Origin of the sequence: Kitasatospora sp. NPDC052896, from assembly GCF_044547075.1 — a bacterium.
In the GTDB taxonomy this organism is placed as follows: Bacteria; Actinomycetota; Actinomycetes; order Streptomycetales; family Streptomycetaceae; genus Kitasatospora.
Window position 1 is genome coordinate 67,190 of sequence record NZ_JBITZU010000018.1, and the last position, 24,393, is coordinate 91,582.

General features: G+C 73.3%; 18 protein-coding genes and 1 pseudogene. 10 read left to right on the forward strand and 9 right to left on the reverse strand.

Features of this window, described 5'->3' with window-relative positions; all coding sequences use genetic code 11:
• Positions 1-10: 10 nt before the first annotated feature.
• Together ACIGXM_RS27485 and ACIGXM_RS27490 are read right to left on the reverse strand one after the other, a co-directional pair.
• Entirely contained in the window at positions 11-856 is an 846-nt protein-coding gene (locus ACIGXM_RS27485; RefSeq protein ID WP_396565391.1) for an oxygenase MpaB family protein, read from the reverse strand.
• Positions 857-955: 99 nt separating this feature from the next.
• The gene (locus ACIGXM_RS27490) at positions 956-1,423 is read right to left on the reverse strand and encodes an O-methyltransferase (protein ID WP_396565393.1); all 468 of its coding nucleotides are present in this window, start codon (positions 1,421-1,423) and stop codon (positions 956-958) included.
• Here ACIGXM_RS27490 and ACIGXM_RS27495 point away from each other — a divergent pair.
• Positions 1,412-1,609: a hypothetical protein gene (locus tag ACIGXM_RS27495; protein WP_396565395.1), complete on the forward strand. Its 198-nt coding sequence runs from the start codon at positions 1,412-1,414 to the stop codon at positions 1,607-1,609. The two genes, ACIGXM_RS27490 and ACIGXM_RS27495, sit on opposite strands and share 12 nt — an antisense overlap.
• 10 nt (positions 1,610-1,619) lie before the next feature.
• Here the strand turns inward: ACIGXM_RS27495 and ACIGXM_RS27500 are convergent, their stop codons facing one another.
• Positions 1,620-2,132, reverse strand: coding sequence for a MarR family winged helix-turn-helix transcriptional regulator (locus ACIGXM_RS27500; RefSeq protein ID WP_396565397.1), 513 nt, complete (start codon positions 2,130-2,132; stop codon positions 1,620-1,622).
• Positions 2,129-3,997, reverse strand: a complete 1,869-nt coding sequence (locus ACIGXM_RS27505) for an MFS transporter (protein WP_396565399.1) — start codon at positions 3,995-3,997, stop codon at positions 2,129-2,131. The genes ACIGXM_RS27500 and ACIGXM_RS27505 overlap by 4 nt, the downstream gene beginning before the upstream one ends.
• Positions 3,998-4,092: 95 nt before the next feature.
• On the opposite strand from ACIGXM_RS27505, the gene ACIGXM_RS27510 reads away from it, so the two are divergent.
• Positions 4,093-4,572, forward strand: coding sequence for a VOC family protein (locus tag ACIGXM_RS27510; protein WP_396565401.1), 480 nt, complete (start codon positions 4,093-4,095; stop codon positions 4,570-4,572).
• Positions 4,573-4,605: 33 nt separating this feature from the next.
• Here the strand turns inward: ACIGXM_RS27510 and ACIGXM_RS27515 are convergent.
• Positions 4,606-4,776, reverse strand: a pseudogene (locus ACIGXM_RS27515) (AraC family transcriptional regulator); the annotation flags it as partial.
• Between the two features lie 89 nt (positions 4,777-4,865).
• Between ACIGXM_RS27515 and ACIGXM_RS27520 the strand changes: the two are divergent.
• Both ACIGXM_RS27520 and ACIGXM_RS27525 read left to right on the forward strand, forming a co-directional pair.
• Positions 4,866-5,672: an NAD-dependent epimerase/dehydratase family protein gene (locus ACIGXM_RS27520; RefSeq protein ID WP_396565403.1), complete on the forward strand. Its 807-nt coding sequence runs from the start codon at positions 4,866-4,868 to the stop codon at positions 5,670-5,672.
• Positions 5,673-5,912: 240 nt separating this feature from the next.
• Entirely contained in the window at positions 5,913-6,449 is a 537-nt protein-coding gene (locus ACIGXM_RS27525) for a methyltransferase family protein (RefSeq protein WP_396565405.1), read from the forward strand.
• A gap of 30 nt (positions 6,450-6,479) precedes the next feature.
• Here the strand turns inward: ACIGXM_RS27525 and ACIGXM_RS27530 are convergent, their stop codons facing one another.
• The 3 genes from ACIGXM_RS27530 to ACIGXM_RS27540 are packed head-to-tail and all read right to left on the reverse strand — an operon-like array spanning position 6,480 to position 11,757.
• Positions 6,480-8,651 (reverse strand): S9 family peptidase, encoded by a 2,172-nt coding sequence (locus ACIGXM_RS27530; RefSeq protein WP_396565407.1) that lies wholly within the window; start codon positions 8,649-8,651, stop codon positions 6,480-6,482.
• A gap of 14 nt (positions 8,652-8,665) precedes the next feature.
• Positions 8,666-10,450, reverse strand: coding sequence for an N-acetylglutaminylglutamine amidotransferase (locus ACIGXM_RS27535; RefSeq protein WP_396565409.1), 1,785 nt, complete (start codon positions 10,448-10,450; stop codon positions 8,666-8,668).
• Entirely contained in the window at positions 10,438-11,757 is a 1,320-nt protein-coding gene (locus ACIGXM_RS27540) for a glutamate--cysteine ligase (protein ID WP_396565411.1), read from the reverse strand. The genes ACIGXM_RS27535 and ACIGXM_RS27540 overlap by 13 nt, the downstream gene beginning before the upstream one ends.
• Positions 11,758-12,345: 588 nt before the next feature.
• Here ACIGXM_RS27540 and ACIGXM_RS27545 point away from each other — a divergent pair.
• From ACIGXM_RS27545 to ACIGXM_RS27555, 3 genes are all read left to right on the forward strand, one after another.
• Complete coding sequence (locus tag ACIGXM_RS27545) at positions 12,346-13,776, forward strand: RICIN domain-containing protein (protein ID WP_396565413.1); 1,431 nt, start codon at positions 12,346-12,348, stop codon at positions 13,774-13,776.
• Between the two features lie 528 nt (positions 13,777-14,304).
• Complete coding sequence (locus tag ACIGXM_RS27550; RefSeq protein WP_396565527.1) at positions 14,305-16,296, forward strand: putative Ig domain-containing protein; 1,992 nt, start codon at positions 14,305-14,307, stop codon at positions 16,294-16,296.
• A 343-nt stretch (positions 16,297-16,639) separates the two neighbouring features.
• Positions 16,640-17,101 (forward strand): MarR family winged helix-turn-helix transcriptional regulator, encoded by a 462-nt coding sequence (locus ACIGXM_RS27555; RefSeq protein ID WP_396565415.1) that lies wholly within the window; start codon positions 16,640-16,642, stop codon positions 17,099-17,101.
• A 1-nt stretch (position 17,102) separates the two neighbouring features.
• Here the strand turns inward: ACIGXM_RS27555 and ACIGXM_RS27560 are convergent, their stop codons facing one another.
• Positions 17,103-18,611: a glutamate synthase subunit beta gene (locus ACIGXM_RS27560; RefSeq protein WP_396565417.1), complete on the reverse strand. Its 1,509-nt coding sequence runs from the start codon at positions 18,609-18,611 to the stop codon at positions 17,103-17,105.
• A gap of 874 nt (positions 18,612-19,485) precedes the next feature.
• On the opposite strand from ACIGXM_RS27560, the gene ACIGXM_RS27565 reads away from it, so the two are divergent.
• From ACIGXM_RS27565 to ACIGXM_RS27575, 3 genes are read left to right on the forward strand one after another with little or no spacing between them, the layout of a single operon-like run.
• Positions 19,486-20,625 carry a GNAT family N-acetyltransferase gene (locus ACIGXM_RS27565; protein ID WP_396565419.1) on the forward strand — a complete coding sequence of 380 codons (1,140 nt, stop codon included), beginning with the start codon at positions 19,486-19,488 and terminating at the stop codon, positions 20,623-20,625.
• Positions 20,622-21,800: an acyl-protein synthase gene (locus tag ACIGXM_RS27570; RefSeq protein WP_396565421.1), complete on the forward strand. Its 1,179-nt coding sequence runs from the start codon at positions 20,622-20,624 to the stop codon at positions 21,798-21,800. Before ACIGXM_RS27565 ends, ACIGXM_RS27570 begins: the two co-directional genes overlap by 4 nt.
• Positions 21,797-24,325, forward strand: a complete 2,529-nt coding sequence (locus tag ACIGXM_RS27575; RefSeq protein WP_396565423.1) for an acyl-CoA reductase — start codon at positions 21,797-21,799, stop codon at positions 24,323-24,325. Before ACIGXM_RS27570 ends, ACIGXM_RS27575 begins: the two co-directional genes overlap by 4 nt.
• Positions 24,326-24,393: the final 68 nt, after the last annotated feature.

Consider the following 24,393-nt stretch of genomic DNA (forward strand, 5'->3'; position numbering starts at 1 on the left):
CCGGTCGCGGTCAGACGATGGGGCGTCCCTGCCGGATGCGGCGACGGGCGTCCCGGAGGATGAGGTTCCACGGGAACTGGCGGACCGGGCGGGGGAGGGCCCGGGAGACGCGGGCGGTGGTGGTGACGTAGGCGTCGAAGGCCCGCTGGCGGCGGTCGCTCCACGGGAGGCGCAGTTCCTCGCGGAAGCGCGGCGGCAGGAAGCCGGTGGTGAGGAAGCGGTGGAAGGACCCCAGTGGCAGGCGCAGGGGAGCGGGGAGGAAGGCCAGGCCCGCCAGCCGGTGCAGGAACGCACGGCTGGTGTCGTCCATCGACAGCCCTTCCAGTGAGGCGTTCCAGTACTCCTCGAACGCGGCCCGGTCGGCGGGCCACATGCTCTCGGTGACCTGCAGGGTGGTGCCGAGCCGCGCGCCGGCCTGGTACAGCGCCTCCCGGGCTTCGGCCGGCTGGGGGCCGTGCATCCGCTGGTGGAAGTCCTCCAGGCCCCAGAAGAGGCAGGCGGCGACCCAGAGTTGGAGTTCGCGGTCGAAGGCGGTGTAGTCGACGGGGCTGTCGGCGTCCGAACGCACCCGGCGGTGGGACCGGTTGACCTCGTGGCGCATCACGGCGCGCTCCGCGTCGGTGCCGAACAGCGCGATCACGAGGTAGCTCAGCGTGGTGCGCATCCGCTTGAACGGATGGCGGTCTATCCGGCCGTGCTCGACCTTGCTCTCGATCACTCCGTAGGCGATCGGCAGGCGTGCGAGTTGCATGATCACGTTCGCCACCGCGACGGCCAGGGCGAACACGTTGACGCCGGCGTCGAGGAGACCGGTGGCCGTCGGGGGTTCCGCCGTTCTCGTTCGCTCCTGTGACATTCGGGTGATCCTACTGATTCCCGAAGTCGGGCCGGTCCTCGAGGTCGGCCGGGAGAGGGGTGATCGCCGCCGTCACCCTGATCCGTGCCCCGGCCCGGGTCAGCGCTTCCGGGCCAGCGTGACGCCGTCGCGGACGGGGAGCATCACCGCGTCGACCCGGTCGTCGGCGGCGATGAAGTCGTTGAGGCGGCGCATCGCCAGGTGGTGCTCCTCCTGGTAGGCGGGATCGAGGACGCGGCCGCCGAGGAAGACGTTGTCCAGCACGACCAGGCCGCCGGGGCGCAGGCGCGGGACGATCTCCTCGTAGTAGAGCGGGTAGCCGACCTTGTCCGCGTCGATGAAGGCGATGTCGATCTCCGGCTCGGCGGGGAGCGCGCGCAGGGTCTCGACGGCCTGGTCCGGCTGGCCGAGACCCGGCAGGTGCGCGGTGGCACCGAGCAGTACTTCGCGCTGGTCAGTCGCGGCTTCAAACTGGCCGACGACGCCGAGGTCGGCGGCGAGTTCCTGATCAACGCGGCCCTGGCCGAGATGCTGCCCGGCCGGACCGAGCACACCGTGCTGCGCCACCTCTGGCTCACGCCGGACGAGGCCGAGGCGCTGGCCGCGCGGCTGCGGGAGCAGGGCGCCGAGCCGTACCCGACCGACAGCTCCCGGGGTGACGCCTACGGCTTGCTGGTCAGCCTGTACCGGGCCGACATCCCGAACCTCTCCCCCGAGGAGTCGGATCCCGAGGAGCCGGGTCCCGAGGGCTGACGGCGAGGCGTCAGCCAGCCGTGGCGCCCGGGCCTCCGGGGGCGGGGCAGCCGGGTTCGGGCTCGTCCAGCAGGAGCTCCAGCAGCGGAACGGCCGCCTCCAGCTCCCGGCACTGCTCCGCCGTGAGCCGCCCGCTGCGGTGGGCCAGCAGCTCGGAGCGCTCGCGGCGGATCCGGGTGATGGCCTCCAGGCCCGCCGGGCTGAGTTCCAGCAGCTGGGAGCGGCCGTCCAGCGGGTCGGGGGTCTTGGCGATCAGCCCGTCGGCGGTCAGCGGGCCGATCGTGCGGATCATGGACGGCACGGCCACCCGTTCCCGTGCGGCGAGTTCGCCCAGTCGCAGCGGCCCGTGCTGCTCGATCCGGGCCAGCGCGGAGAGCTGGGCGAAGGTCAGGTCCTTCCCGCTGGAGGCCTGGGCCATCTGCCGGTTGAGCCGGGCGATCACCAGGCGGAGCCGGACGACGGCGTCCGAGGAGAGGCCGCCGCCGGCCTCGGCCCCGGTGCCGCCGCCCTCGACCGCGCTCATGATCCGCCGCGCCCCTCCCGGCTCGGCCGCGGGCGCCCGGTCCCCGCGCGGCCGGCCCGCGGGCGACCCGTGCTGGGCCGGTCGCGCACCAGTGAGGCGGCCGCGGCGACCAGTGACATCGCGATCGCCAGCCAGAACACCACCACCAGGCCGTCGTGGAACGGCCCGGAGATCAGCTGCGGGAAGAACTGCCGGCCGGTCAGCGTCCGTGCGTTGGCCGCCGGCAGCTGCCCGAGCACGTGCGGGCCCAGCAGCTGCTGGATCGGGTTGTAGCCGAGGAACGCGGCGAAGAGCGTGCCCACCGGTGGCAGCGACGCGATGGTGTGCGCGTCACCGGCCGGCACCCCCTGCGCGGTGAGCCCCGAGCTGAGCGTGTGCGGCAGCGACCCGGCCAGTCCGGCCACCATCAGCGAGAAGAAGACGCCGATCGACAGCACCATGCCGGCGTTCTGGAAGGTGGCCCGCATGCCGGAGGCGGCGCCGCGGGCCCCGGCCGGCACGCTCGACATGATCAGCGAGGTGTTGGGCGCGGCGAACAGGCCGCCGCCGAGACCGTTGAGGAACACCAGGAACGCGAACCACGGGTAGCCGAAGTCGGTCGGCAGCACCAGCAGCCCCGCGAAGGAGACGGCCATCACCACCAGCCCGCCGGCGGCGAACAGCCGGGCCCCGGCCCGGTCCGACAGGTAGCCGGAGATCGGTCCGGCGGCGAGGAAGCCGAAGGTCAGCGGGACCAGGTAGATGCCGGCCCAGAGCGGGGTGTCGGCGTAGTCGTAGCCGTGCAGCGGCAGCCAGATGCCCTGCAGCCAGATGATCAGCATGAACTGCAGACCACCGCGGGCGACCGAGCCCAACAGGGTGGCCGCGTTCCCGCCGGCGAAGACCGGGTCGCGGAACAGGGCCAGCGGGAACATCGGCTCGGCGACCCGGGACTCGACCAGGCAGAACGCCACCAGCAGCGCCACGCCGCCGATCAGCCCGGTGAGCACCCAGGGGTTGGTCCAGCCCATGGTGTGGCCGCCGTACGGCTGGATGCCGTAGGTGATCGCGGCCAGCAGCGCGGTCAGGCCGAACGCGAACGTGACGTTGCCCCACCAGTCGATCCGGGCCGGCCGGCGGACCCCGGTGTCGTGCAGCGACCGGTACGCCCAGACCGTGCCGAGGATGCCGATCGGCACGTTGACCCAGAAGATCGACCGCCAGTCCCACTCGGCGAGCAGCCCGCCCAGCACCAGGCCGATGAACGAGCCGGCGATGCCGGCCACGATGTTCACGCCCAGCGCCATGCCGCGCCGGTCGGCCGGGAACGCGTCGGTGATGATCGCCGCCGAGTTGGCCATCAGCATCGAGCCGCCGACCGCCTGGACCACCCGCCAGCCGATCAGCCACAGCGCGCCGGGCCCGCCGTGCAGCGGGTCGAGCGAGAGGGCCACCGAGGTGACGGTGAAGACCAGGAAACCGGCGTTGTAGATCCGCACCCGGCCGTGGATGTCGCCCAGCCGCCCGAGGGTGACCACCAGGACGGCCGTGACCAGCATGTATCCCATCAGCATCCACAGCAGGTAGCTGACGTTCCCGGGCTGCAGCGGGTCCAGACCGATGCCGTTGAAAATGGCCGGCAGCGAGATCAGCACGATCGAGGCGTTGATGGTCGCGATCAGCGTGCCGAGGGTCGTGTTGGAGAGCGCCACCCACTTGTAGTGGGGGTGGTCGGGGTCCGTGGTCCACCGCGAGGTCCCCGCGCGTCCGGTTCTGCCGCCGGTTGCGGCTCTGGTGGTCACGCTGCCTCCTGGAGAGTGTTCGGCTGGGTCGCCGCCGTCCGGAGTGCTTCGATAGGTCTCGTCAGCTAACGATAGTCGGATCATCGGGTTTTCAGTAGGCGCTCGGGAGGCACAAGGGGCGCACGGCGCGCCGGGACGCCCCCTTGGCGCCGACGGTCCCGCCGTGCGATGTATGGGCAATGGACAACTCGCCGCGAACGGACGGCTCACTGCCGCAGGCCCGCTGGACGCACATCGCGCTGCCGGTCGGTGATCTGGACCGTGCGATCGACTTCTACACCGCGCTGACGCCGCTCGTGGTGGTCTCCCGCTTCGCGGACGCCGACGGCAGCAGCGCGTGGTTGTCGAACCCCGGCCAGTACGAGACACCGTTCGTACTGGTGCTGGTGGCCTTCGACCGGGACAGCGGCAAGCGGCTCGGCCTGCTGGCCCCCTTCGCGCACCTGGGCATCGAGGTGCCCAGCCGCGCCGAGGTCGACCGGATCGCCGAGCGGGCGAGGGAACTGGGCTGCCTGCACTGGGAGCCGCAGGACGTCTCCGAGTGGGTCGGCTATGTCTGCGCCCTGCGGGACCCGGACGGGAACGTGGTCGAGATCTCGCACGACCAGAAGGTCTTCGAGACCGTGCGCAGGTTGTGGGGCCGGCCGGGGAAGGCGTAGGCGTGCGGCTGGGCGCTCCGGCCTTCCCGGTCCTCAGGACCCGGGGCGTCGGCGGTGTCGTCCGCCGGTGCTCGGGTCGGGACGGGTCCGCGAGCGGAAGGTGCGGCGGTAGGTGTCCGGAGGCACGCCGACCGTGCGGTCGAAGTGCCGGCGCAGCGTGGTGGCGGTGCCCATGCCGGTGGCCGCCGCGATGGTGTCGATGGTGGCCGAACCGACCGTCAAGAACGCTGGTGGCAAGGGGGTTCGCGGAGTAGCGTCGGCCCGGTTCGAGTCGGTCCTGTCCGCGAGCGCGAATGGAGTCGGTCGCCGTGCCGGAGCTGCTGATGACCGGTGCCGCCGGCGGGGTCGGTGCCATCCTGCGCGCCGAACTGCCGCGCCACGGTTACCGTCTGCGCCTCCTCGACCGTGTCCCGGTGCCCGACGAGCCGGCGGCGGTCACCGCCGACCTCGCCGACCTGGAGGCGCTGACCGCGGCGGCCCGCGGGGTGGACGGGATCGTGCACCTCGCCGGGATCCCGGTGGAGGCGCCGTTCCCGGAGATCCTGGCGGCCAACATCACCGGCAGCTACCACCTCTACGAGGCGGCTCGCGCGGCCGGGGTGCGCCGGGTCGTCCTGGCCAGCAGCAACCACGCGGTCGGCTTCACCGAACGCCCGCCCGGAGGCGGTCCGGTGGGCGTCGACACCCCGCACCGCCCGGACACCTACTACGGCCTGTCCAAGTGCTTCGGCGAGGACCTCGCCTCGCTCTACGCGGACCGGTACGGCGTCGAGACCGTCTCGGTGCGGATCGGCTCCTGCTTCCCCGAGCCGTCCACCGTCCGCCAACTCGCCACCTGGCTCAGCCCGGGCGACTGCGGCCGACTGGTGCACGCCGCGCTGACCGCCCGGCTCGACGGCCACCGGCACACCGTGGTGTACGGCGTCTCGGCCAACACCCGTGGCTGGTGGGACCTCGCCCCGGCGCGCGCGCTCGGCTACCGGCCGCAGGACGACGCCGAGGTCTTCGCCCCCGCCCTGCTCGCCGAGCACGGCGAGTTGGCCGAGGACGACCCGGAGCACCGCTACCTCGGCGGCGCCTTCACCCAGGCCCGCCCGTAGGCCGCGGCGGGCCGACGGCCTGAGGGGCCCAGGTGTGCGCGCCCGGGTGGCCGGCCCGGTCCGGTCCGCGCCCTCCACCCGGCTCTCCACCCCGTCTCCACCCGGGAGTTGAACCAATCCTCTCCACCGTGGAGTTGAGCCGCTCCACCCGCCCGGGGTGAGACGTTCGTGGCACCCACACGGGCAGTTGGAGAGGGGAACGTCGTGGTGGAATCGGTACGGTGGGCCTACACCGTCACTATGGCACTCTGGGTGGCGGCCGAAGTATGGCTGCAGGTGAGGCAGTTCCGGCGCAGTGGCCGGACCGCGCGGACCGAGTGGCGGACCCTGCTCGCCATCGCCGTGCTGTCCGGTGGCAGCCTGGCACTGGCCGGCCCGGCGGCCCGCGCGCTGCCCGGGCTCTCCTTCCCGGTGGCCTGGGCACTGCCGGCGCTGCTGGTGCTCACCTGGGCCGGGATCGCGCTGCGGCTGTGGTCGATCCACACCCTCGGCAGGTTCTTCCGGGGCACGGTCCACGTCCAGGAGGGCCACCAGGTGGTCGACTGGGGCCCGTACCGCCGGCTGCGGCACCCGGCCTACAGCGGCGCCCTGCTCGCCGCCACGGCCACCACGCTCTCCTTCGGCAACGCCGCCTCCTTCGCCGTGGTGATGGGCGCACTGGGCCTCGCCGTCGGCTACCGGATCCGGGTCGAGGAGCGGATCCTCGCGCAGGCCCTCGGTGCGTCCTACACCGGTTACGCCGCCCGCACCCACCGCCTGGTCCCCGGCGTCTGGTGAGGCCCCGCGGCCCGATCGGCCCGGCGGAGTTCAGCCGGCGAGGTGGCGTTCGATCCAGGAGGCCGCGCTGCGGCGGAACAGCACCCGGCTGCGGGTGCGCCTGAACTCGTGGCCCTCGTTGGGCAGGATCAGCAGTTCGGCGGGGATCCCCCGTTGGCGGGCCGCCCGGACCATCTGCTCGGACTCGCCCGGCGGGACGTTGGTGTCGTGCTCGCCGTGGACGGCCAGCAGCGGTACCCGGAGCGCGTCGATCCGGCTCATCGGGGACAGCTCGTGCAACAGATCCCGGTCGCGCTCGGGATGGCCGTACTTGGCCGCGGCCGAGCGCGCTATCCACGGCTCGGTGCCGGCGAAGAACGTCAGGAAGTCCGACATGCCGCACACCGAGACACCGGTGCGGAACAGCTCCGGATGCCAGACCAGGGAGGCCAGCGTGAGGTAGCCGCCGTAGGAGTGCCCCATCACGGCCAGCCGCCGGGAGTCGGCGAGTCCGCGGGTGATCAGGTGCGTCGCGCAGTCCGCGACGTCGTCGATCGCCGCGAACCGTCCCGGTCCGAGGTCGGCGTTCACGAAGGAGCGGCCCGCGCCCAGCGAACCGCGTACGTCGGGTGCGAAGACGTCCAGGCCGCGGCCGAGCAGTTCGTGGTAGAGCGGGTCGAACACCGGCCGTTCCTGCTGCTCGGGTCCGCCGTGCAGATGGACGACGCACGGAGCCCGGTGGTCGGGGTCACGGTCGGAGGCGCGGTAGTACCAGCCGGCCAGCGCCAGCCCGTCGCGGGCCCGCAGGCGCAGGTGCTCGGGGCGCACCGGCGGGCGGCCTGGTGCGACGGCGTCCTCGTCGCGCGAGGACCACGGGGTGCGCAGCGGTGACGCGCCGTCGACCGCGTGCCAGACGCCGGGCCGGCGGAGGGAACCGGACACGGCCAGCGCCAGTCCCCGCGGGCCGGCCGGGCTGATCCGGGTCACCACCTCGTGCGCCAGGGGCAGCGGACGCGGGGGGAGTTCGGGTGAGGGCCGTCCGTCGTCGCCGTCGCCGGCCCAGGACGGGGCGGGCAGGGTGATGCTCTCCAGCTCGCTGCGGCCGTGCACGTTCCACGCCAGGACGGCGCTCCGGCCGTCGTCCTGGACCGAGAGCAACTCCAGGTCGGCGTCGTCGCGTTGTGCGGTCACCAGACGGCGCAGGCAGGCGCCGTCCGGTCCGAGCTCGGCGGTGACCAGAGCCGCGAACTCGCGGTCGGCGTCGCTGCGCAGGTACAGCGTCCGGCCGTCGGGCGAGAACCGGCCGATCCAGGGATCGCCGTCGGCCACCGGCACCGTGCACGCCGTCTCACGGCTGGTGGTCCGCAGCACCACGGCCTCACGCCCGCCGCGCGGTCCTCGCAGCAGCAGGACCAGCCGGCCGTCCGGGGTGGTGTCGCACACCCGCAGCGTGGCGCCCGCCGGTTCGGTGGCGATGAGTTCGGGAGGCCGCACACCGGCCGGATCGGCCAGGTACGCGGCCAGGCCCCCACCCGTGAGATGGGGCTCGGGAGCGGGTTCGTAGGGGGCCGGCCTCGGCGGGCGCAGCGCTGCCGACGCCTCTGCCGGGCCCGGCGGTCCGGCGTCCGTGAACAGCGTCCCGACCTCACCGTGGTGGGCGCCACCGAGCGGCACCGAGCGCCCGTCGCGGCTGGTCCACTCGCCCGGGGGCGCCTCCTGGTGCGGCGCGGGAGGGCCGGCGCCGCCGTGCTCCGCGCTGGGGAAGCCGGCCGGCGGATCGGTGGCGGTGATGGCCAGGGCCGTACCGTCGCGGGTCCAGCGGCCGAGGTAGGCGGTGCTGCCCGCCACGGCGCCGGCCAGCACCCGGCGGTCGCTGCCGTCCGGCCGGACGCAGAGCACGCGCGTGTGTTCGCCGCCGCCGGGGGCGGTGGTGTAGGCGATCCAGCGGCCGTCCGGGGACCAGGAGACCTCGATGACCGGGTCGAGCCCGGTGTCCAGGAGGTGCACGTCGTCGCCGTCGGCCGATCCCGTCCACAGCTGCGGTACGCCGCCGCGGTTGCAGATGAAGGCCACCCGCCCGCCGGTGGGGTCCGCCGAGGGGTACCAGCAGCCGTGGGCGATCACCTGGCTGTGCGCGTCCGGGGTGGCGTGGGCCTCCGGGAGGGCCTCGGCCAGGGGGGCCGCCTGCGCCGAGGCCACGGGATCCGCCCGCTGGTCCACCATGGTCCCTTCCCCGCTCAGCCGATCCCGTGGCACTGCAGCCACATCTCCAGCAGGGCCACCTGCCACAGCGCGTTCGCCCCGCGCGCCGTGCGGTGGGCGTCCGGTGCGGCCAGCAGCTCGGCCAGGTAGGCCTCCCGGAAGACCCCCCGGGACCGGGCCTCGGGGGCCGACAGGGCCTGTTGGACCCGGTCGAGCACTGGCGGAGCCATCCGGCGGATCGCCGGTACGGGGAAGTAGCCCTTGGGCCGGTCGATCACCTCGCGCGGCAGCAGCTTGCGGGCGGCGTCCCTGAGGACCCCCTTGCCCCCGTGGGCGAGCTTGAGCTCGGGCGGGCAGGCGGCGGCCAGCTCGACCAGCTCGTGGTCCAGGAACGGCACGCGTGCCTCCAGACCCCAGTCCATGGTCATGTTGTCGACCCGCTTGACCGGATCGTCGATCATCAGGACGTGGGTGTCCAGCCGCATGGCCGCGTCAAGGGCGGTCTCGGCTCCCGCGGGCGCCATGTGCGCGCGGACCAGGTCGCTGGAGGCGTCGTGGTCCGCCAGCAGATCCGGCTGGAGGATCCGGCCCAGATCGGCGTGCGACCGGTCGAAGAACACCCGGGCGAAGGTCTCGGGTTCCCGCTCGCGCGGCACGGCCGCCAGCGCGGGGTGCCAACGGTACCCGGCGAAGATCTCGTCGGCACCCTGCCCGCTCTGCACGACGCTGACGTGTTTGGAGACCTGTTCCGCCAGCAGGTGGAAGGCGACCACGTCGTGGCTGACCATCGGCTCGCTCATGGCCGCCACCGCCCGGTCCACGGCGGTCTGCAGCCGGTCGGAGGGGACCATGATCTGGTGGTGGTCGGTGGCGAACTCCCTGGCCACCAGGTCCGAGTACCGGAACTCGTCGCCCTGCTCCCCGCGCTCCGTCTCGAACCCGACACTGAAGGTGGTCTGGTCGTGCTGGCCCGCTTCGGCGAGCAGCGCCACGATCAGGCTGGAGTCCAGACCACCGGAGAGCAGCACGCCCAGCGGCACGTCCGCCACCGTACGGCGCCGGACGGCGGTGCGCAGCGCGTCGAGCACGGCCTCCCGCCAGGCGGCGGCGTCCATGCCCGCGTGCTCGGGGCGGCGGCTGTAGGAGGGCTGCCAGTAGCACCGGTCGTGCTGGCCGCCGCCCGGCTCCACGACCCGCACGGTGGCCGGCGGGAGCTTGCGCACCCCGGCGAGCACGGTGCGCGGTGCCGCCACCGTGCCGTGCAGGGTCAGGTACTGGTGCAGTGCGGCCGGGTCGAGGGAGGTGTCCACCCCGCCGCCCGCGAGCAGGGCGGGCAGCGAGGAGGCGAAGCGCAGCCGGCCCGCCCGTTGCGCCAGGTAGAGGGGCTTGATCCCGAGCCGGTCACGGGCGAGCACCAGCCGGCCGGTGTCCAGCTCGGCCACGGCGAAGGCGAACATGCCGAACAGGCGGTCGACGCACGCCGTGCCCCACTGCCGGTACGCCTTGAGCAGCACCTCGGTGTCGGAGGTGGAGAAGAAGCGGTGGCCGAGGCCCTCCAGCTCGTTCCGCAGCTCCCGGTAGTTGTAGACGCAGCCGTTGAAGACGCCGGTGAGCCGGCTCTCGGAGTCGGTCATCGGCTGGGCGCCGCGCTCCGACAGATCGATGATCTTCAAGCGCCGGTGGCCGAGCGCCACGGCGCCCTGCGACCACAGCCCCCGGCCGTCCGGCCCGCGGGCCGCCAGCCGGTCGGTCATGCGCTCCACGGCCGCCAGGTCCGGGCGCCCGCCGTCGAAGCGGATCTCCCCGCTCAGCCCGCACATGCCGCCTCACCCCCGTTCGAGCGGTGGCGCGGGGCCGGCGGCAGGACGGTGGCCGCCGCCGGGTCGCAGCCGTCCGCGAACCCCGGTCCGTCCGCGGCCGTCGTGCTGCCCGTACCGTGCGGCGGAGCGCCCGATCCGTGGGCCGCGAGCCGGGCGGCCTGGTGCTGCCGGTAGCGGGCGGAGAGGGCCCTGCGGCCGGACCGCGCGCGGGGGTCGGCACCCGGGCGCGGCGCGCGGGTACCGGCGATCAGGAAGTCGACAGCCGCCGTCAGGCCGCCCTCGGCGGTGATCCGCCGCAGCTGGTGGGCGGCGTCGCCCTGGCCCAGTGTCTCCTCCGCCAGCCCCGAGACGATGTCCCAGTCGCCGAACTCCTCCAGGGCCGGCCGCAGCCGCGCCAGCAGCGACCGGACCACGGCCCGGGCCGGCCGGGCCAGCCCGGTGTCCGGGTCGACGAGGCCGCCGTCCAGCCCCGAACGGGCGGCCCGCCAGGTCATGGCGCGCAGCCACTGCTGCCGGGCGTGCTGACAGCCGCCGGTTCCCCGCACGGCCTCGCAGGCGTCGACCACCAGCGCGCGGAACAGCCCGGCGATCATCACCACCGTCTCCACCCGGGGGCAGGCGTCGCAGACCCGCAGCTCCAGGGTCTGCTGGTGGGCGGAGGGCCGGATGTCGTAGTAGACCATCCCGGCGTCACTGATCACTCCGGAGCGCACCAGCCCCGTCACGGCCGCGTCGTAGTCGGCCGCCGAGTCGAAGCAGCCGACCGGGCCGGTGGTGGGCCAGCGCTGCCACAGCAGGGTGCGCCAGCTGGCGTAGCCCGTGTCCGTGCCGAGCCAGAAGGGCGAGCTGGCGGAGAGCGCCAGCAGGGTGGGCAGCCAGGGCGAGACCACGCACATCGCGCGGACGGCCGTGTCGCGGTCGGGCACGTCCACGTGGAACTGCGCACTGCAGATCAGCTGCTCGTCGGCCACCGCGCGGTACTCGTCTGCCATGTGCAGGTACCGGGGGTCCGGCGTGGCGTCCACCGACCCCATCCGGGCCATCGGCGCGGTGCCGGCCGCGACGACCGCCAGACCCAGGGGGGAGGTGGCGTCGGACAGGGTCCGCCGGGACCGGATCAGGTCGGCGTGGAGAGCGTCCAGCGAGGCGTGCACGCCGCTGTTGGACTCGACGACCGACTGCAGGAACTCGGCGGTGAAGCTGCGGTCCGGCAGGCGGTCCAGCACCTCGTGAGCCCGTGCCACCAGCATCCGGCTCTCCACATCGACGATGTGGAACTCCTCCTCGACTCCCATCGACACGGTCATCGGGCACCTCCGAACCGGTTCGACGACACGGCGGCTGCTACGCCGCCGCGCCCCGGACGGCCGCTCCGCGCGGTCGCCCGCCCCCGAGAGACCAAACTCCCACGACCGCCCCCGCACCGCATCAGGACCCGAGCCCGCCACGACCGCCCGCCACAGCGGGACGACGCAGAGCGACGTCCGGCCGCCAATGCCGCCGAACCTTCCGCACCGGCCGGCGCCGTCCCCCCGGCGCGTCCGGGGGAACGGCACGGTCCCGTGGACCTCGGCCGTGCTCCGCGGCATCCGTTGCCCGGGAACGCCGTCCGTGCTGTCCAAGGGCTTGGCCGCCGCGGCAGGATGATCGCTCGTGCGGCTCCGCGCGGCACACCTGCGGTGCCGGCTCCTCCGGGGGGAACGGGGTGCCAGCCGGCTGACCGGGACGCCGGTCCCGGTGTGGTCGCCCGGGTTCGCGGCTTGACCGGACGTCAGTGCCCGTGCCGCTGGACACGTTTCGTGGCGGGTACCGAGGGCACCGTCGGGACTTTCGGGCACCAGGGGCGTCCCTGTTGTCCCTGTCCCGGTGCCCGCCCGGCGCCGTAACGTGGCCACGTGATTTGGACTTCCCTGGAACCCGCTTCCACCACAGTGGATCCCGGCAGCACCGCGACCGTGCGGCTGCGCGTACGCAACACTAGTGATGTCGTCGACGGGTACCGCTTCGTACCGGTCGGCGAGCTCGCGCCGTACATCACCGTGGAGCCGCCGACCATCCGGCTCTACCCGGGGACCAGCGGGGAGGTCCAACTCACCTTCGCGCCGCCGCGCACCCCGGACGCCGCCGCCGGACCGAAACCCTACGCGGTCCAGGTGATCTCCACCGAGAACCCCGAGGCGACCACCGTCCCCGAGGGCAACGTCACCGTCATGCCGTTCACCGAGGTGCGGGCCGAGCTCGTCCCGCACACCGTCAAGGGCCGCTTCCGGGGCAAGCCCAAGCTGGCCATCGACAATCTCGGCAACACCCAACTCACCACCTTCCTCGCCGGCAGCGACAGCGGTGACGAGCTCGAGTTCGAGATCCACCCCGCCAACGTCCAGATCGAACCCGGCCGCGCGGCCTTCGTCAACGCGAGGCTGAGGCCCCGTCAGATCATCTGGTTCGGCCGCAAGCAGAACCGGCCGTACAACCTGGCAGTGCGGCGCTCCGGCCACACCCCGCTCGCGGTGGACGGCATGTACGTCCAGCGCGGGGTGCTGCCACGCTGGCTCGCCACCGTGCTCGGCATCGGGCTGGCACTCCTGACGGCCTTCCTGACGCTGTGGTTCGGACACCAGCCCGCGGTCGCCAGCCAGGCCAGCGCACTCGTCGCACAGCCTTCCGCCTCCCCGATCGCGCCCTCGGCACCCGCACCGCAGCCCGTCTCGCCCCCCACCGCGGCGGCCCCGACCCAGGCCGCGCCCGTCGTCGCGCCGCCCCAGCCCCAGCCGTCCAGCGGGGGTGGTGCGCCGGCCCCCGCCCAGACCCAGGCCGCGCCCGCCCCCGCGCCGCCCCAGCCCCAGCCGTCCAGCGGGGGCGGGGCGCCGGCCCCGGCCCAGCCCCAGTCCCAAGGCAACCCGGCCGTCGAAATCGTGGGTCAGGCCTCGGGGCGGTGCATCACGGTGACCAACGGCGTGGCGCCGGGCGGCAAGGACGGTGAGCCGCTGGAGCTGGACGACTGCACCAAGGCCGTCTGGCAGCAGTGGACCTTCGTGCTGGACGGGACGCCGGACTACCGGGGGACGATTCACTCGCTGGGCCTGTGCATGGATGCGGCAGGGGCCTCGACGGCTGACGGAACCACCGTCCAGCTGGCGAACTGCAACGGCAACCAGGCCCAGGTGTGGACACTGAACACGCAGTCGGGCGATCTGGTGAGCATCCTGGCCGGGGACAAGTGCGTGGACGCGAAGGACACCGGAACCGCCAACGGGACCAAGCTGCAGCTGTGGGACTGCAACGGCGTCGGCGGCCAGAAGTGGCACACCCAGACGCTGTCCTGAGGGGACGTCCGTCAGCCCGCTCGCGCTCCGGGCCGTCGACCGGAGGTCGCGGCACGTCGCCGGGACCGTCCGCCGCGTCCACCGCGACGCGCCCGCCCGTGCCCCCGTGCTCCGCCGGCAACTGCCCGGCGGGGCACGGGGGCACGGTGCCGTCGGCCGTCCGTGCGACCGCCCGGGGAATCGAAGGCGCAGGTGAGCTCTTCCTTAGGGCTCTCTGTGGGTGTCCGTCGCGCGGCTTTTGTCCGCTCCGGCATCCCTAGGATCGGGCGAGCCGACCCGGTGATCCACCGAACCGGGGTCGTCCGCCCCTCTCCCCTGCTGCCGGAACAGCGCACCGTGTCGTCGAACGACGTGGCGGTCGAGGCCGTTCCGCACCTCCGACAGGAGACTCGTTTGTTGCACTCCCCTCAGCGACCGGACAAGCGGTCCCACCGGCGCTCCCCCCTCAAGAGCAGGGTCCGCATAGCGGTGGCGGCCTCCTCGGCGGCCGCGCTGCTCGCCGGCGGCGCCATCGCGCTCAACTCGGCCATGGCGGCGGAGACCGTCAGCCTGTCCACGCACCTCGACAGCGCCGCCGCCCAGCACTACCGCGAGGCCTGCCCGCCCGCCTCCCCGGGCCACTACTCCTGCAACGCCCTGGTCCGCACCGACCTCAAGCCACAACTGGCCCGAGCCGGTGCCACCCGCGCCGCGACGGTCGACGGTTACGGTCCGAGCCAGCTGCAGTCCGCCTACAACCTGACCTCCGCAGCCGCCTCCGGTGGCAGCGGGCAGACGGTCGCCATCGTCGACGCCTACGACGACCCCACCGCGGAGAGCGATCTCGCCGTCTACCGCAGCCAGTTCGGCCTGCCCGCCTGCACCAGCGCCAACGGCTGCTTCAGCAAGGTCAACCAGAACGGCCAGGGCGACCAACTGCCCGCCCCCGCCCCCGCGAACGACGACTGGACCGGCGAGGAGTCGCTCGACGTCGACATGGTCTCGGCCGTCTGCCCGAACTGCCACATCCTGCTGGTCGAGGCCGACTCCGAGAGCGACAGCGACCTGGGCAGCGCCGTCAACGCGGCCGTCAAGCTCGGCGCCAAGTACGTCTCCAACAGCTACGGCGGCCCCGAGTCACCGGGCCAGACCAGCGAGGACACCCAGTACTACGACCACCCCGGCGTGGCGATCACCGCTTCCTCCGGTGACTCCGGCTACGGCGTCGAGTACCCGGCCGCCTCCCAGTACGTGACCGCCGTCGGCGGCACCGCGCTCACCCAGGCGAACAACGCCCGCGGGTGGAGCGAGTCGGTCTGGGCCACCTCACCCACCGAGGGCGCGGGCTCCGGCTGCTCCGGCTACGACCCCAAACCGGCCTGGCAGACCGACAACGGCTGCGCCAAGCGCACCGTCGCGGACGTCGCCGCCGTCGCCGACCCGGCGACCGGCGTGGCCAGCTACGACACCTCCAACGGCAACGGCGGCTGGAACGTCGAGGGCGGCACCTCCGCCGCCTCCCCGATCATCGCCGCGGTCTACGCCCTGGCCGGCACCCCGGCCGCCGGCACGACCCCGGCCTCCTACCCCTACGCCGACGCATCCGCCCTCAACGACGTCACCACCGGTGCCACCGCGTCCTGCACACCGGGCTACCTGTGTGCCGCGGGCCCCGGTTACGACGGCCCGACCGGACTCGGCACGCCCAACGGCACCGCCGCCTTCACCTCCGCCGCGCCCACCGGCGGCAGCGGTGGTGGAACGGGTGGCGGGGGCAGCGGCTCACCGGGCCACGACGTGACGGTGACCAACCCCGGCAACCAGGTCGGCACCACCGGCACCGCGGCCTCGCTCCAGATCACCGCGGTGGACGCCACCTCCGGCCAGACCGTCAGCTACCGAGCCACCGGTCTGCCGGCCGGACTGTCGATCTCCGACACCGGCCTGATCTCCGGCACCCCGACCACCGCGGGCACCTCCCACGTCACCGTCACCGCGACCGACGGCACCGGGGCCAGCGGCACCACCAGCTTCACCTGGACCGTCAACAGCGCCGCCGGCGGCTGCACCGCGAGTCAACTGCTGGGCAACGCGGGCTTCGAGAACGGCTCCGACATGACCCCCTGGAAGAGCACCGCCGGCGTGCTCAACAACCAGATGGCCCTGGAACCGAGCCACTCCGGCAGCTGGGACGCCTGGCTGGACGGCTACGGTCGAGCCGCCACGGACGACCTCTGGCAGACCGTCACCATCCCCACCGGTTGCGCCAAGGCCAACCTGTCGTACTGGCTGCACGTGGAGACCGCCAAGCGCACGCGACAGGCCGTGGACACCCTCAAGGTCGAGGTGGTCAGCAGCACCGGCACCACCACCGTGGCCAGCTACTCCAACCTCAACGCCCACAAGGGCTACCAGCAGTACTCGGTCGACCTCTCGGCCTGGACCGGCCAGACCGTCACCGTGAAGTTCGTCGGCACCGAGAACAACTCCCCGCAGCTGACCAGCTTCGTCCTGGACGACACCGCGCTCCGGACCTCCTGACACCGCTCCGTACGTCGGCCTGTCCGCCCCCCCGGGGGGCGGACAGGCCGACGTCGCGTTCGGCGCGCCCACCCCGGGACGGACCGCCCGCGCCCCCGCCACCGACCGGCGGCTCTGCCCGCTGCCGAGCGCCGGGATCGGCGACGGCGGGCAGCGGCGTGGTCCGCCCGCCGGCGGACCGACCCCGCGGACAGCGTGACCGATGGCGCACCCGGGAGCACGGCTGCGCACCGAGCGGCCGCTCGAACGGACGGTCACGGGCATGCTCCCCCGGAGCTGACGGGCAGAGTAATGTTAAGTACTTAACAAGTAACCACTCCGCTGACACCCGAGGAGGCCGGCCGTGACCGAGGGGCCCGAGGACGTCGTCACCCGTGCGCAGGCGCTGGACGCGCTGACCCGCGCCGCCTACAGCCTGAGCGCTGCCGACGCCCGGCTGCGCGGCCGGGCCACCAGGACGGCGGGCGCGCTCTCCCTCACCCACGCCCGGGCGCTGCGGGTGCTCGCCGAGGACGGTCCGCTGTCGGTGGGCCGCCTCGCGGAGCGCACCGAGACCACCGGGGCCGCCACCACCCAGCTGGTCAACGGGCTGGTGGCGGCGGGCTACGTGACCCGGGAGCGGCCGGCTCAGGACAAGCGGTCGGTGCTGGTCGCGCTCACCGCGCGGGGTCGGCAGCGGCACGAGGAGCGCAGCGGTGAGCTGGCCCGGGCCCTGGCCGAGGCCCTGGTGACGCAGGACGCCGCGGCGCTGGGGACGGCGGCGGAGGTGCTGCGCCGGTTGGCGGAGATCTACGACCGGCTCTGACTCACAGCACCAGCGGACGGTCGGCCGGGGTGACCGGGGCGGGCAGGCCGGTGGAGCCGGTCAGGTAGCGGTCCACGGCCGCGGCCGCCGCCCTTCCCTCGGCGATCGCCCAGACGATCAGCGACTGTCCCCGGCCGGCGTCCCCGGCCACGAAGACGCCGTCCGCCGTGGTGCCGAAGCCGTCGTCCCGGGCGAAGGCGCCGGACGGGGCGAAGGTCAGGCCGAGCCGGTCGGTCAGCGCGGGGTCGTGCTCCGGGCCGGTGAAGCCGAGGGCGAGCAGCACCAGGTCGGCGGGCAGTTCGCGCTCGGTTTCCGGCCGTGGTCGCCGCCGCTCCGGTTCGGCCTCGGCCAGCCGGACCGCTCGGACCCGGCCCTCGCCGTCGCCCACGAAGCGCAGCGTGACCGCCGAGAACTGGCGCGCGTCGCCCACCGTGGGCGGCTCCGACCCGCCGGCGGCCGGTGGCGCCGCCCGGGCCTCCTCGTGCGAGGTGGTCTCCCGGTAGACCTTGGGGTGAACCGGCCAGGGCTGGCCGGCCGGGCGGTCGGGGTCCGGGCACGGGTTGATGTCCAGCTGGGTCACCTCGGCGGCCCGCTGGCGCAGCGCGGTGCCCAGGCAGTCGGCCGCGGTGTCGCCGCCGCCGATGATCACCACTCGCCGGCCGGTCGCGCAGATCGGCGGCGTCACCAGCTCGCCCTCCGCCACCCGGTTGGCCTGCGGCAGGTACTCCATGGCCTGGTGGATCCCGGTCAGCTCCCGGCCGGGCACCGGCAGCTTGCGCCAGGCGGTGGCGCCGACCGCGACGACGACCGCGTCGTGCTCGGCCCGCAGCCGGTCGGCCGGCAGGCCGGTGCCCACCGCCACGCCGGTGCGAAACCGGGTGCCCTCGGCGCGCATCTGGTCGAGCCGCCGGTCCAGTCGGTGCTTCTCCAGCCGGAACCCCGGGATGCCGTAGCGCAGCAGGCCGCCCGGGCGGTCGGCCCGCTCGTAGACGGTGACGGTGTGCCCGGCCCGGGTGAGCTGCTGGGCGGCGGCCAGCCCGGCCGGGCCTGAGCCGATCACGGCGACGGTCCGGCCGGTGCGGCGCTCCGGCGGCCGGGGCGTCTCGTAGCCCGCCTCCCACGCCCGGTCCGCGATGGCCAGCTCGATGTTCTTGATGGTTACCGGGTCGTCGTCGATGGCCAGCACGCAGGCGCTCTCGCAGGGGGCCGGGCAGAGCCGCCCGGTGAACTCGGGGAAGTTGTTGGTGGCCAGCAGCCGTGCCGCGGCGGCCCGCCAGTCCTCGTCGCGGACCAGTCGGTTCCACTCGGGGATGAGGTTGCCCAGTGGACAGGCGTTGTGACAGAAGGGAATGCCGCAATCCATGCAGCGGCCGGCCTGGCCGCCGATGATCGGCAGCAGCGCGTGCTCGTGCTCGGCGTAGACCTCGCGCCAGTCGTGCAGCCGCTCGTCGACCGTACGGCGCTCGCGGGCCAGCCGGGGGGTGCTGAGAAAGCCCGGTGGCTCGGCCATCGACGGCCTCCCTCACCAGTGGGACGTGTGGGGGCGGAGGGCGGCCGTGCGGCGGGTGGCCGGATCGGGGCGGCCGACCGGTGGGCGGACGGCGCGCGGGGCGGGCGGGGAGTGGGCCCCGCACCCCGCGACGGCGCGCCGCCGGGTGGCAACAGCGTTGTGTGGCAACAGTACGCCCGGCTCCCGGCCGGCCGGAAGTGGAGGGAAGCCCTCCGGTCTGCCCGGACGGGCAGTTCCGGAATCCGTCCGGGCAGACCGGAGGGCCAGGTGGTTCGCCGCCGGAACGGACGGCCGACCGACCGGCGCCGGCGGGTCAGGGCCCGGCCGGGCGGGCCGGCGGCCTCGCCGGGGCCGTCGCCCGGATGGCGAGAATCGGACGGCGCCGTCGCACCACGGCCCGTCGGCGAAGGTGTTCTCCGTCCTGGGTGGCATGTGCCCGAAGCACGGTCCGACGGTCCTGCCGGAAGCTGGCCGAAAATCGACGCAACGTCATCTCGTTGAATTTCGTACGGATTTCCAGCCGTTCACCTCCCGTTTCCTTTGGAGGGTTCGCGAACTGCCCCGGATATGACCGGTCGTGCTGTGATGCTCGTCGCACGGCCTGCTGTTTCCCGTCGTGGCGGCCGGTGATGGTCGGTCACATCCCCACGCAGGCGCTACTGTGGAGCAGAGGGTCGGTGGGGGACCGACCACTGCTTACTTCGTGTCCGACCACCCTGCCGAGAACCGTGCGGCGAGGTCGGTGGCGCGGCCCGTGACGAACCCGTGCCGCCGCGTCGAACGGGCGCCCACCAGGCACCCGGCCTCGGCCACGAATTCGTATTCCTGATCCGCCCGCGCGACCCGCGGGCGTGACACGTGTGCGGGAGAGAACTTGGCTAACGAATTTTTGCGGGCCGCCGCCGAGGACATCGACGAACTCCTGCTGCTCTATCGCCAGGTCTACGGGCGGGACTACGCGTTACCGCTGGGCACCGACCCGGAGGTGATGGGTCGGGAGATCGCCTCGCCGAGCTCCACCTGGCTGGTGGCCCGGGACGACCGCGGCCGTCTGGTCGGCTCGATCCTCGGCACGGTGGACCAGGTCGCCCGGGTCGGCAAGCTCCAGGGCCTGGTGATCCACCCGGAGGCCCGCGGTGGCGGGCTGGCCAACCTGGCCGTCCGTCAACTCAGCGACGCGATGCTGGCCGACAGCCAGGAGACCGACTCGGTCTACGCGACCGCCCGGACCAACGCGACCGCGCCCCAGCGCACCTGTCTGCGGGCCGGGTTCCACGCGCTCGGCATCTTCCCCAACCTCCGCAAGGCGGCCAAGCACGAGACCATGGTGCTGCTGGCCCGGCACCGCCCCGGTGTGCTCGACAAGCGGATCCCGGTCGAACGGGTTCCCCAGGCACTCGGCGGACTGATCGAGGCCCTTCGACGGACCCTCGGTCCGCACCAGCTGCCCGAGATCAGCGACGAGCCGCTGCCGCTGAGCGGTACCGCTCGGCGCGGCGCCCGGAGCGAGCTGGAAATGATCGACGCGCCGAGTTTCGTGGCCCGCCGCTACGCGCGTCAACTGGCCGACCCGGAGGACGGCTTCTACCCCTTCCACACCCCGAACGTGCTGCTCAGCCGGGTGGACGGGAGCGCCGAAGTGTACGCGCAGCTGAGCCCCTCGGACGGCTACTGCACCCTGATCGGCGCCTCGCCGGGCCTGGCCGAGGCCGACCTGGAGGCCATCACCGAGCGGCTGGCGGCCGGCGGTGCCGGCTACATCGAGACCCTGCTGCCGCTCGACGCCTACCACGAGCTGAGCCGGCTGCTCGCGGCCGGATTCCTGCCGGTGGCCGCCTACCCCGCGATGCGCCGGGAGGAGGCGGGCTACCGCGACTACGTGGTGATGGCCCGCACCCTGCAGCCGCTGGACTTCCGCGGCCTGGCCATCGACGCCGCGTTCCAGCCCTTCACCGAGCAGTACATCGAGCTGTGGACCAACCAGCACCTCAACACCTACGGGATATTCCAGTGAACCAGTACCTGCAACCGGTCGCGGTGCCCGATCCGGAGGCCCTCGCCCACGTCCAGCGGCTCTGCGACATCGCCGAGCCCTACCGCGTCGGCGCCGACCTGGACCAGCTCTTCACCGAGGCGATGAACGAGTCGAACGCCTGGCACGCCGCCCGGTCGCCGTTCTACGCGAGCCTGCTGAAGGCCGGCCCGTCCGCCGGCAGGCCGCTGGCCGGCATCGAGGAGCTCGACCGGCTCCCCTTCGTGCACGCCAACTTCTTCAAGGCGCACGAGATCGTCTCGATCCCGCGTGAGGACGTGCGGATCAACCTCACCTCCTCCGGTACCACCGGCCAGAAGTCGCAGATGTTCTTCGACGACTTCACGCTGCGCAACGGCCAGCGGATGGTCGCCCGGATCTTCGACCACTACGGCTGGATCGGTTCCGACGAGCCGGTCAACTACTGGCTCTCCAACTACCAGCCGCGGCCCGGCCTGAACCTCGGCACCTCGTTCACCGACGAGTACCTGTGCCACTTCGCACCGGTCCGCTCGGCCGAGTACGCGCTCAAGCACACCGGCAGCAGCCACGAGTTCGACCCGTTCGGCTGTGTGCGGGCGCTCATCCGGTTCGCCGAGGAGGGAGCGCCGGTGCGGATCCTCGGGTTCCCCGCGTTCCTCTCCTTCACCCTGGACCGGATGCGCGACCTCGGGATCGGGCCACTGGAGTTGGACCCGCGCTCGCTGGTGGTCTTCGGCGGCGGCTGGAAGGGCCACGCCGACAAGCAGGTCGGCAAGCCCGAGTTGTACCGGCGGATCCACGACCAGCTGGGCATCCCGGACGAGCGGATCCGCGACGGCTACGGTGCCGTCGAGCACTCGGTGTTGCACATGGAGTGCCCCAACCACCGCCTGCACGTGCCGACCTGGGCCAGGCTGCTGATCCGCTCGGTGCGTGACCTGACGCCGCTGGGCTACGGCGAGCCCGGCTACCCGCAGTTCATCTCCCCGTACATCACCTCGGTGCCGGCCCAGTCGGTGCTGATGGGCGACCTGGTGACCCAGCACGCGCCCGAGGAGTGCGGCTGCGGCCTGCCCACGCCCTGGTTCGCCGTGCACGGCCGGGCCGGCCTCAGCCGGAACAAGAGCTGTGCCATCGCCGCCGCCGAACTGCTCAAGACCGAGGGGACGTTGTGACCGCCGTGACCACCGACCGGCACTACTGGCAGGGCGAGTGGGTGGAGGACGCCGAGGCCGACCGCCGGCTCGACGCGCTCGACCGCTGCGCCGCCGACGCGCTCGCCGAGCGCCTCAACCCGCTGGTGGTGCTCGCCGCCTGCGACCGGTTGGCGACCGCGCTGACCGACCCGGCCAGCCCGCAGTCGACCGAGCTGCGCGCCCTGCTGGACGCCGCCGGGATCCCGGCCGAGGAGGCCGGGCGGACCCTGCCCGACCTGGCCGAGGCGCTCTCCCGGGAGGCGCTGGAGGTCAAGGTGATGCGCGAGCTCGGTGGCGTCGACCCGGGCCGGCTGGCCCGCTTCGACTTCCGCCGGGAGATCTTCGAGGGCTGGCTGCCGGTCGGCCTGCTGGTGCACATCGCCGCGGGCAACGCCCCGGCGGTCGGCGCCCTGAGCGTGGTCGAGGGCCTGTTGGCGGGCAACCTCAACATCGTCAAGACCAGTGGCGACAGCCGGTTCACCCACGGCCTGCTGGCCGCGCTGGCCGACCTCGACCCGACCGGGCTGATCGCCCGGCACGTGGTGGTGCTGGGCTTCTCCTCCGCCCGGACCGACTGGACGGCCCGGCTCTGCGCGGCCGCCGACGCGGTGGCCGCCTGGGGCGGCGAGGAGGCGATCAGCGGGATCGCCGCGCTGCTGCCGGCCGGTGTCCGGCTGGTCGACTGGGGGCCCAAACTCTCCTTCGCCTACCTGACGGCCGAGGCCTGGTCCGAGCGCACGGTGCTGGACGGCATCGCGGCCGACATGATCCGGCTCGACCAGCAGGCCTGTGCCAGCCCGCAGGTGGTCTACCTGGACACCGACGACCAGGACGAACTCTTCGCCTTCGCCGAGCGGTTCGCCACGGTGCTGGAGGAGGCGGTGCCGGTCGGCGGGCGGCCGGTGCCGGAGCTGCAGGAGAGCGCCGAGATCACCAACACCGTGTTGGTGGCCCGGCTGGAGGAGCACCTCGGGCTGACCCGGGTGCACGCCGCCGCGGACGGCCGTTGGCACGTGCTGGCCGACACCCGCGGTGCGCTGCGCGCCTCGCCGCTGCACCGCACGGTCTGGGTCAAGCCGCTGCCGCGCAAGCGGATCGGCGAGGTGCTCCGCCCGATGCGCCGCTACCTGCAGACCGCCGGTATCGGGGCCGCCCGGGCCGACACCGCCGAGCTGGCCGGCGCGGTGCTGGCGGCCGGCGTCCAGCGGGTCACCGTGCCCGGCCGGATGCTGGAGAGCTACGACGGCGAGCCGCACGACGGCGTCTACGCGCTGCAGCGCTACAGCCGCCGGGTGGACGTACAGCTGGACGAACGCTTCGCCGCCGACGCCTGCCTCGACGACCTGATCGGCGCGCGCGAACTCCCGGTCCCCGCCGTGCCGGTGACCGCCAAGACCGAGTTCGAGCAGCTGCAGGGCGACCTGAGCCGGGCCGAGGTGTTCTTCCGCAGCGGCGGCAGCTCGGGCGCGCCCAAGCTCTCCGCGTTCAGCTGGGACGACTACCACGAGCACATGCGGCACGGCGCCGAAGGCGTGCTGGCGGCCGGCTTCGACCCGCGCACCGACCGGGCGATGAACCTGTTCGCCGGCGGGCTGCTCTACGGCGGGTTCCTCAGCTTCTACTCGGTGCTGGAGAACCTGCGCGCGGTACAGTTCCCGATGGCCATGCAGAGTGACCACGCGCTGGTCGCCCGCTCGATCGTCGAGCACCGGGTGGACACCCTGTTCGGGATGCCCAGTTACCTGCTGCGGGTGTTCACCGAGGGCGGCGAGGCGCTGCGCGAGTACCGCGGGGTGCGCAAGGTCTTCTACGGTGGCGAGCACTTCCCCGAGGGGCAACAGGCTTGGCTCCGCGAGGAGTTCGGAGTCGAGCTGATCCGTTCGGCGGCCTACGGCAGTGTCGACGCCGGGCCGCTCGGCTACCAGTGCCCGGACGCCCCGGAGCGGGTGCACCACCTGTTCAGCGGTCTGCAGACGCTGGAGATCCTGGACCCGGAAGCGGACCGTCCGGCGGCGCCGGGCGAGGCCGGCCGGCTGGTCTTCACCGCGCACACCCGTCGCGGCCAGCGGCTGGACCGCTACGAGATCGGTGACCTCGGGCGCTGGGTGGAGGGCGACTGCGCCTGTGGCCGGCGCACCCCGCGGTTCGAACTGCTCGGCCGGTTCGGCGACATCTTCCGCAGCGGCAGTCACTTCCTCAACTACCGCCGGTTCGTCCAGGTCGCCGAGGAGCGGCTGGGGCACCACGACGCCGTCCAACTGGTGCTGGCCGAGGACGAGTCGGACGGGGAGACGCTGACCGTCAAGCTGGCCGGCGAGCCGTTCGGCCAGGACGAGGCGGCGGTGGAGGAGTTCCTCGACGGCTACCCGGAGCTGGCCGCCGCCGCGGTGCGGGACGAGTTGGTGAGGGTGATCGTGGAGCGCTGCCCGGTCGAGGAGTTGGCGCACACCGAGGCCAGCGGCAAGCTGCTCGCGGTGGTGGAGCGGCGGGCCCGCAATCTCTGACGTAACGTCAGAAACGCTGAGGGCGGCGGCTTCCGGGGATTCCGGGAGCCGCCGCCCAGGGCGCGTTG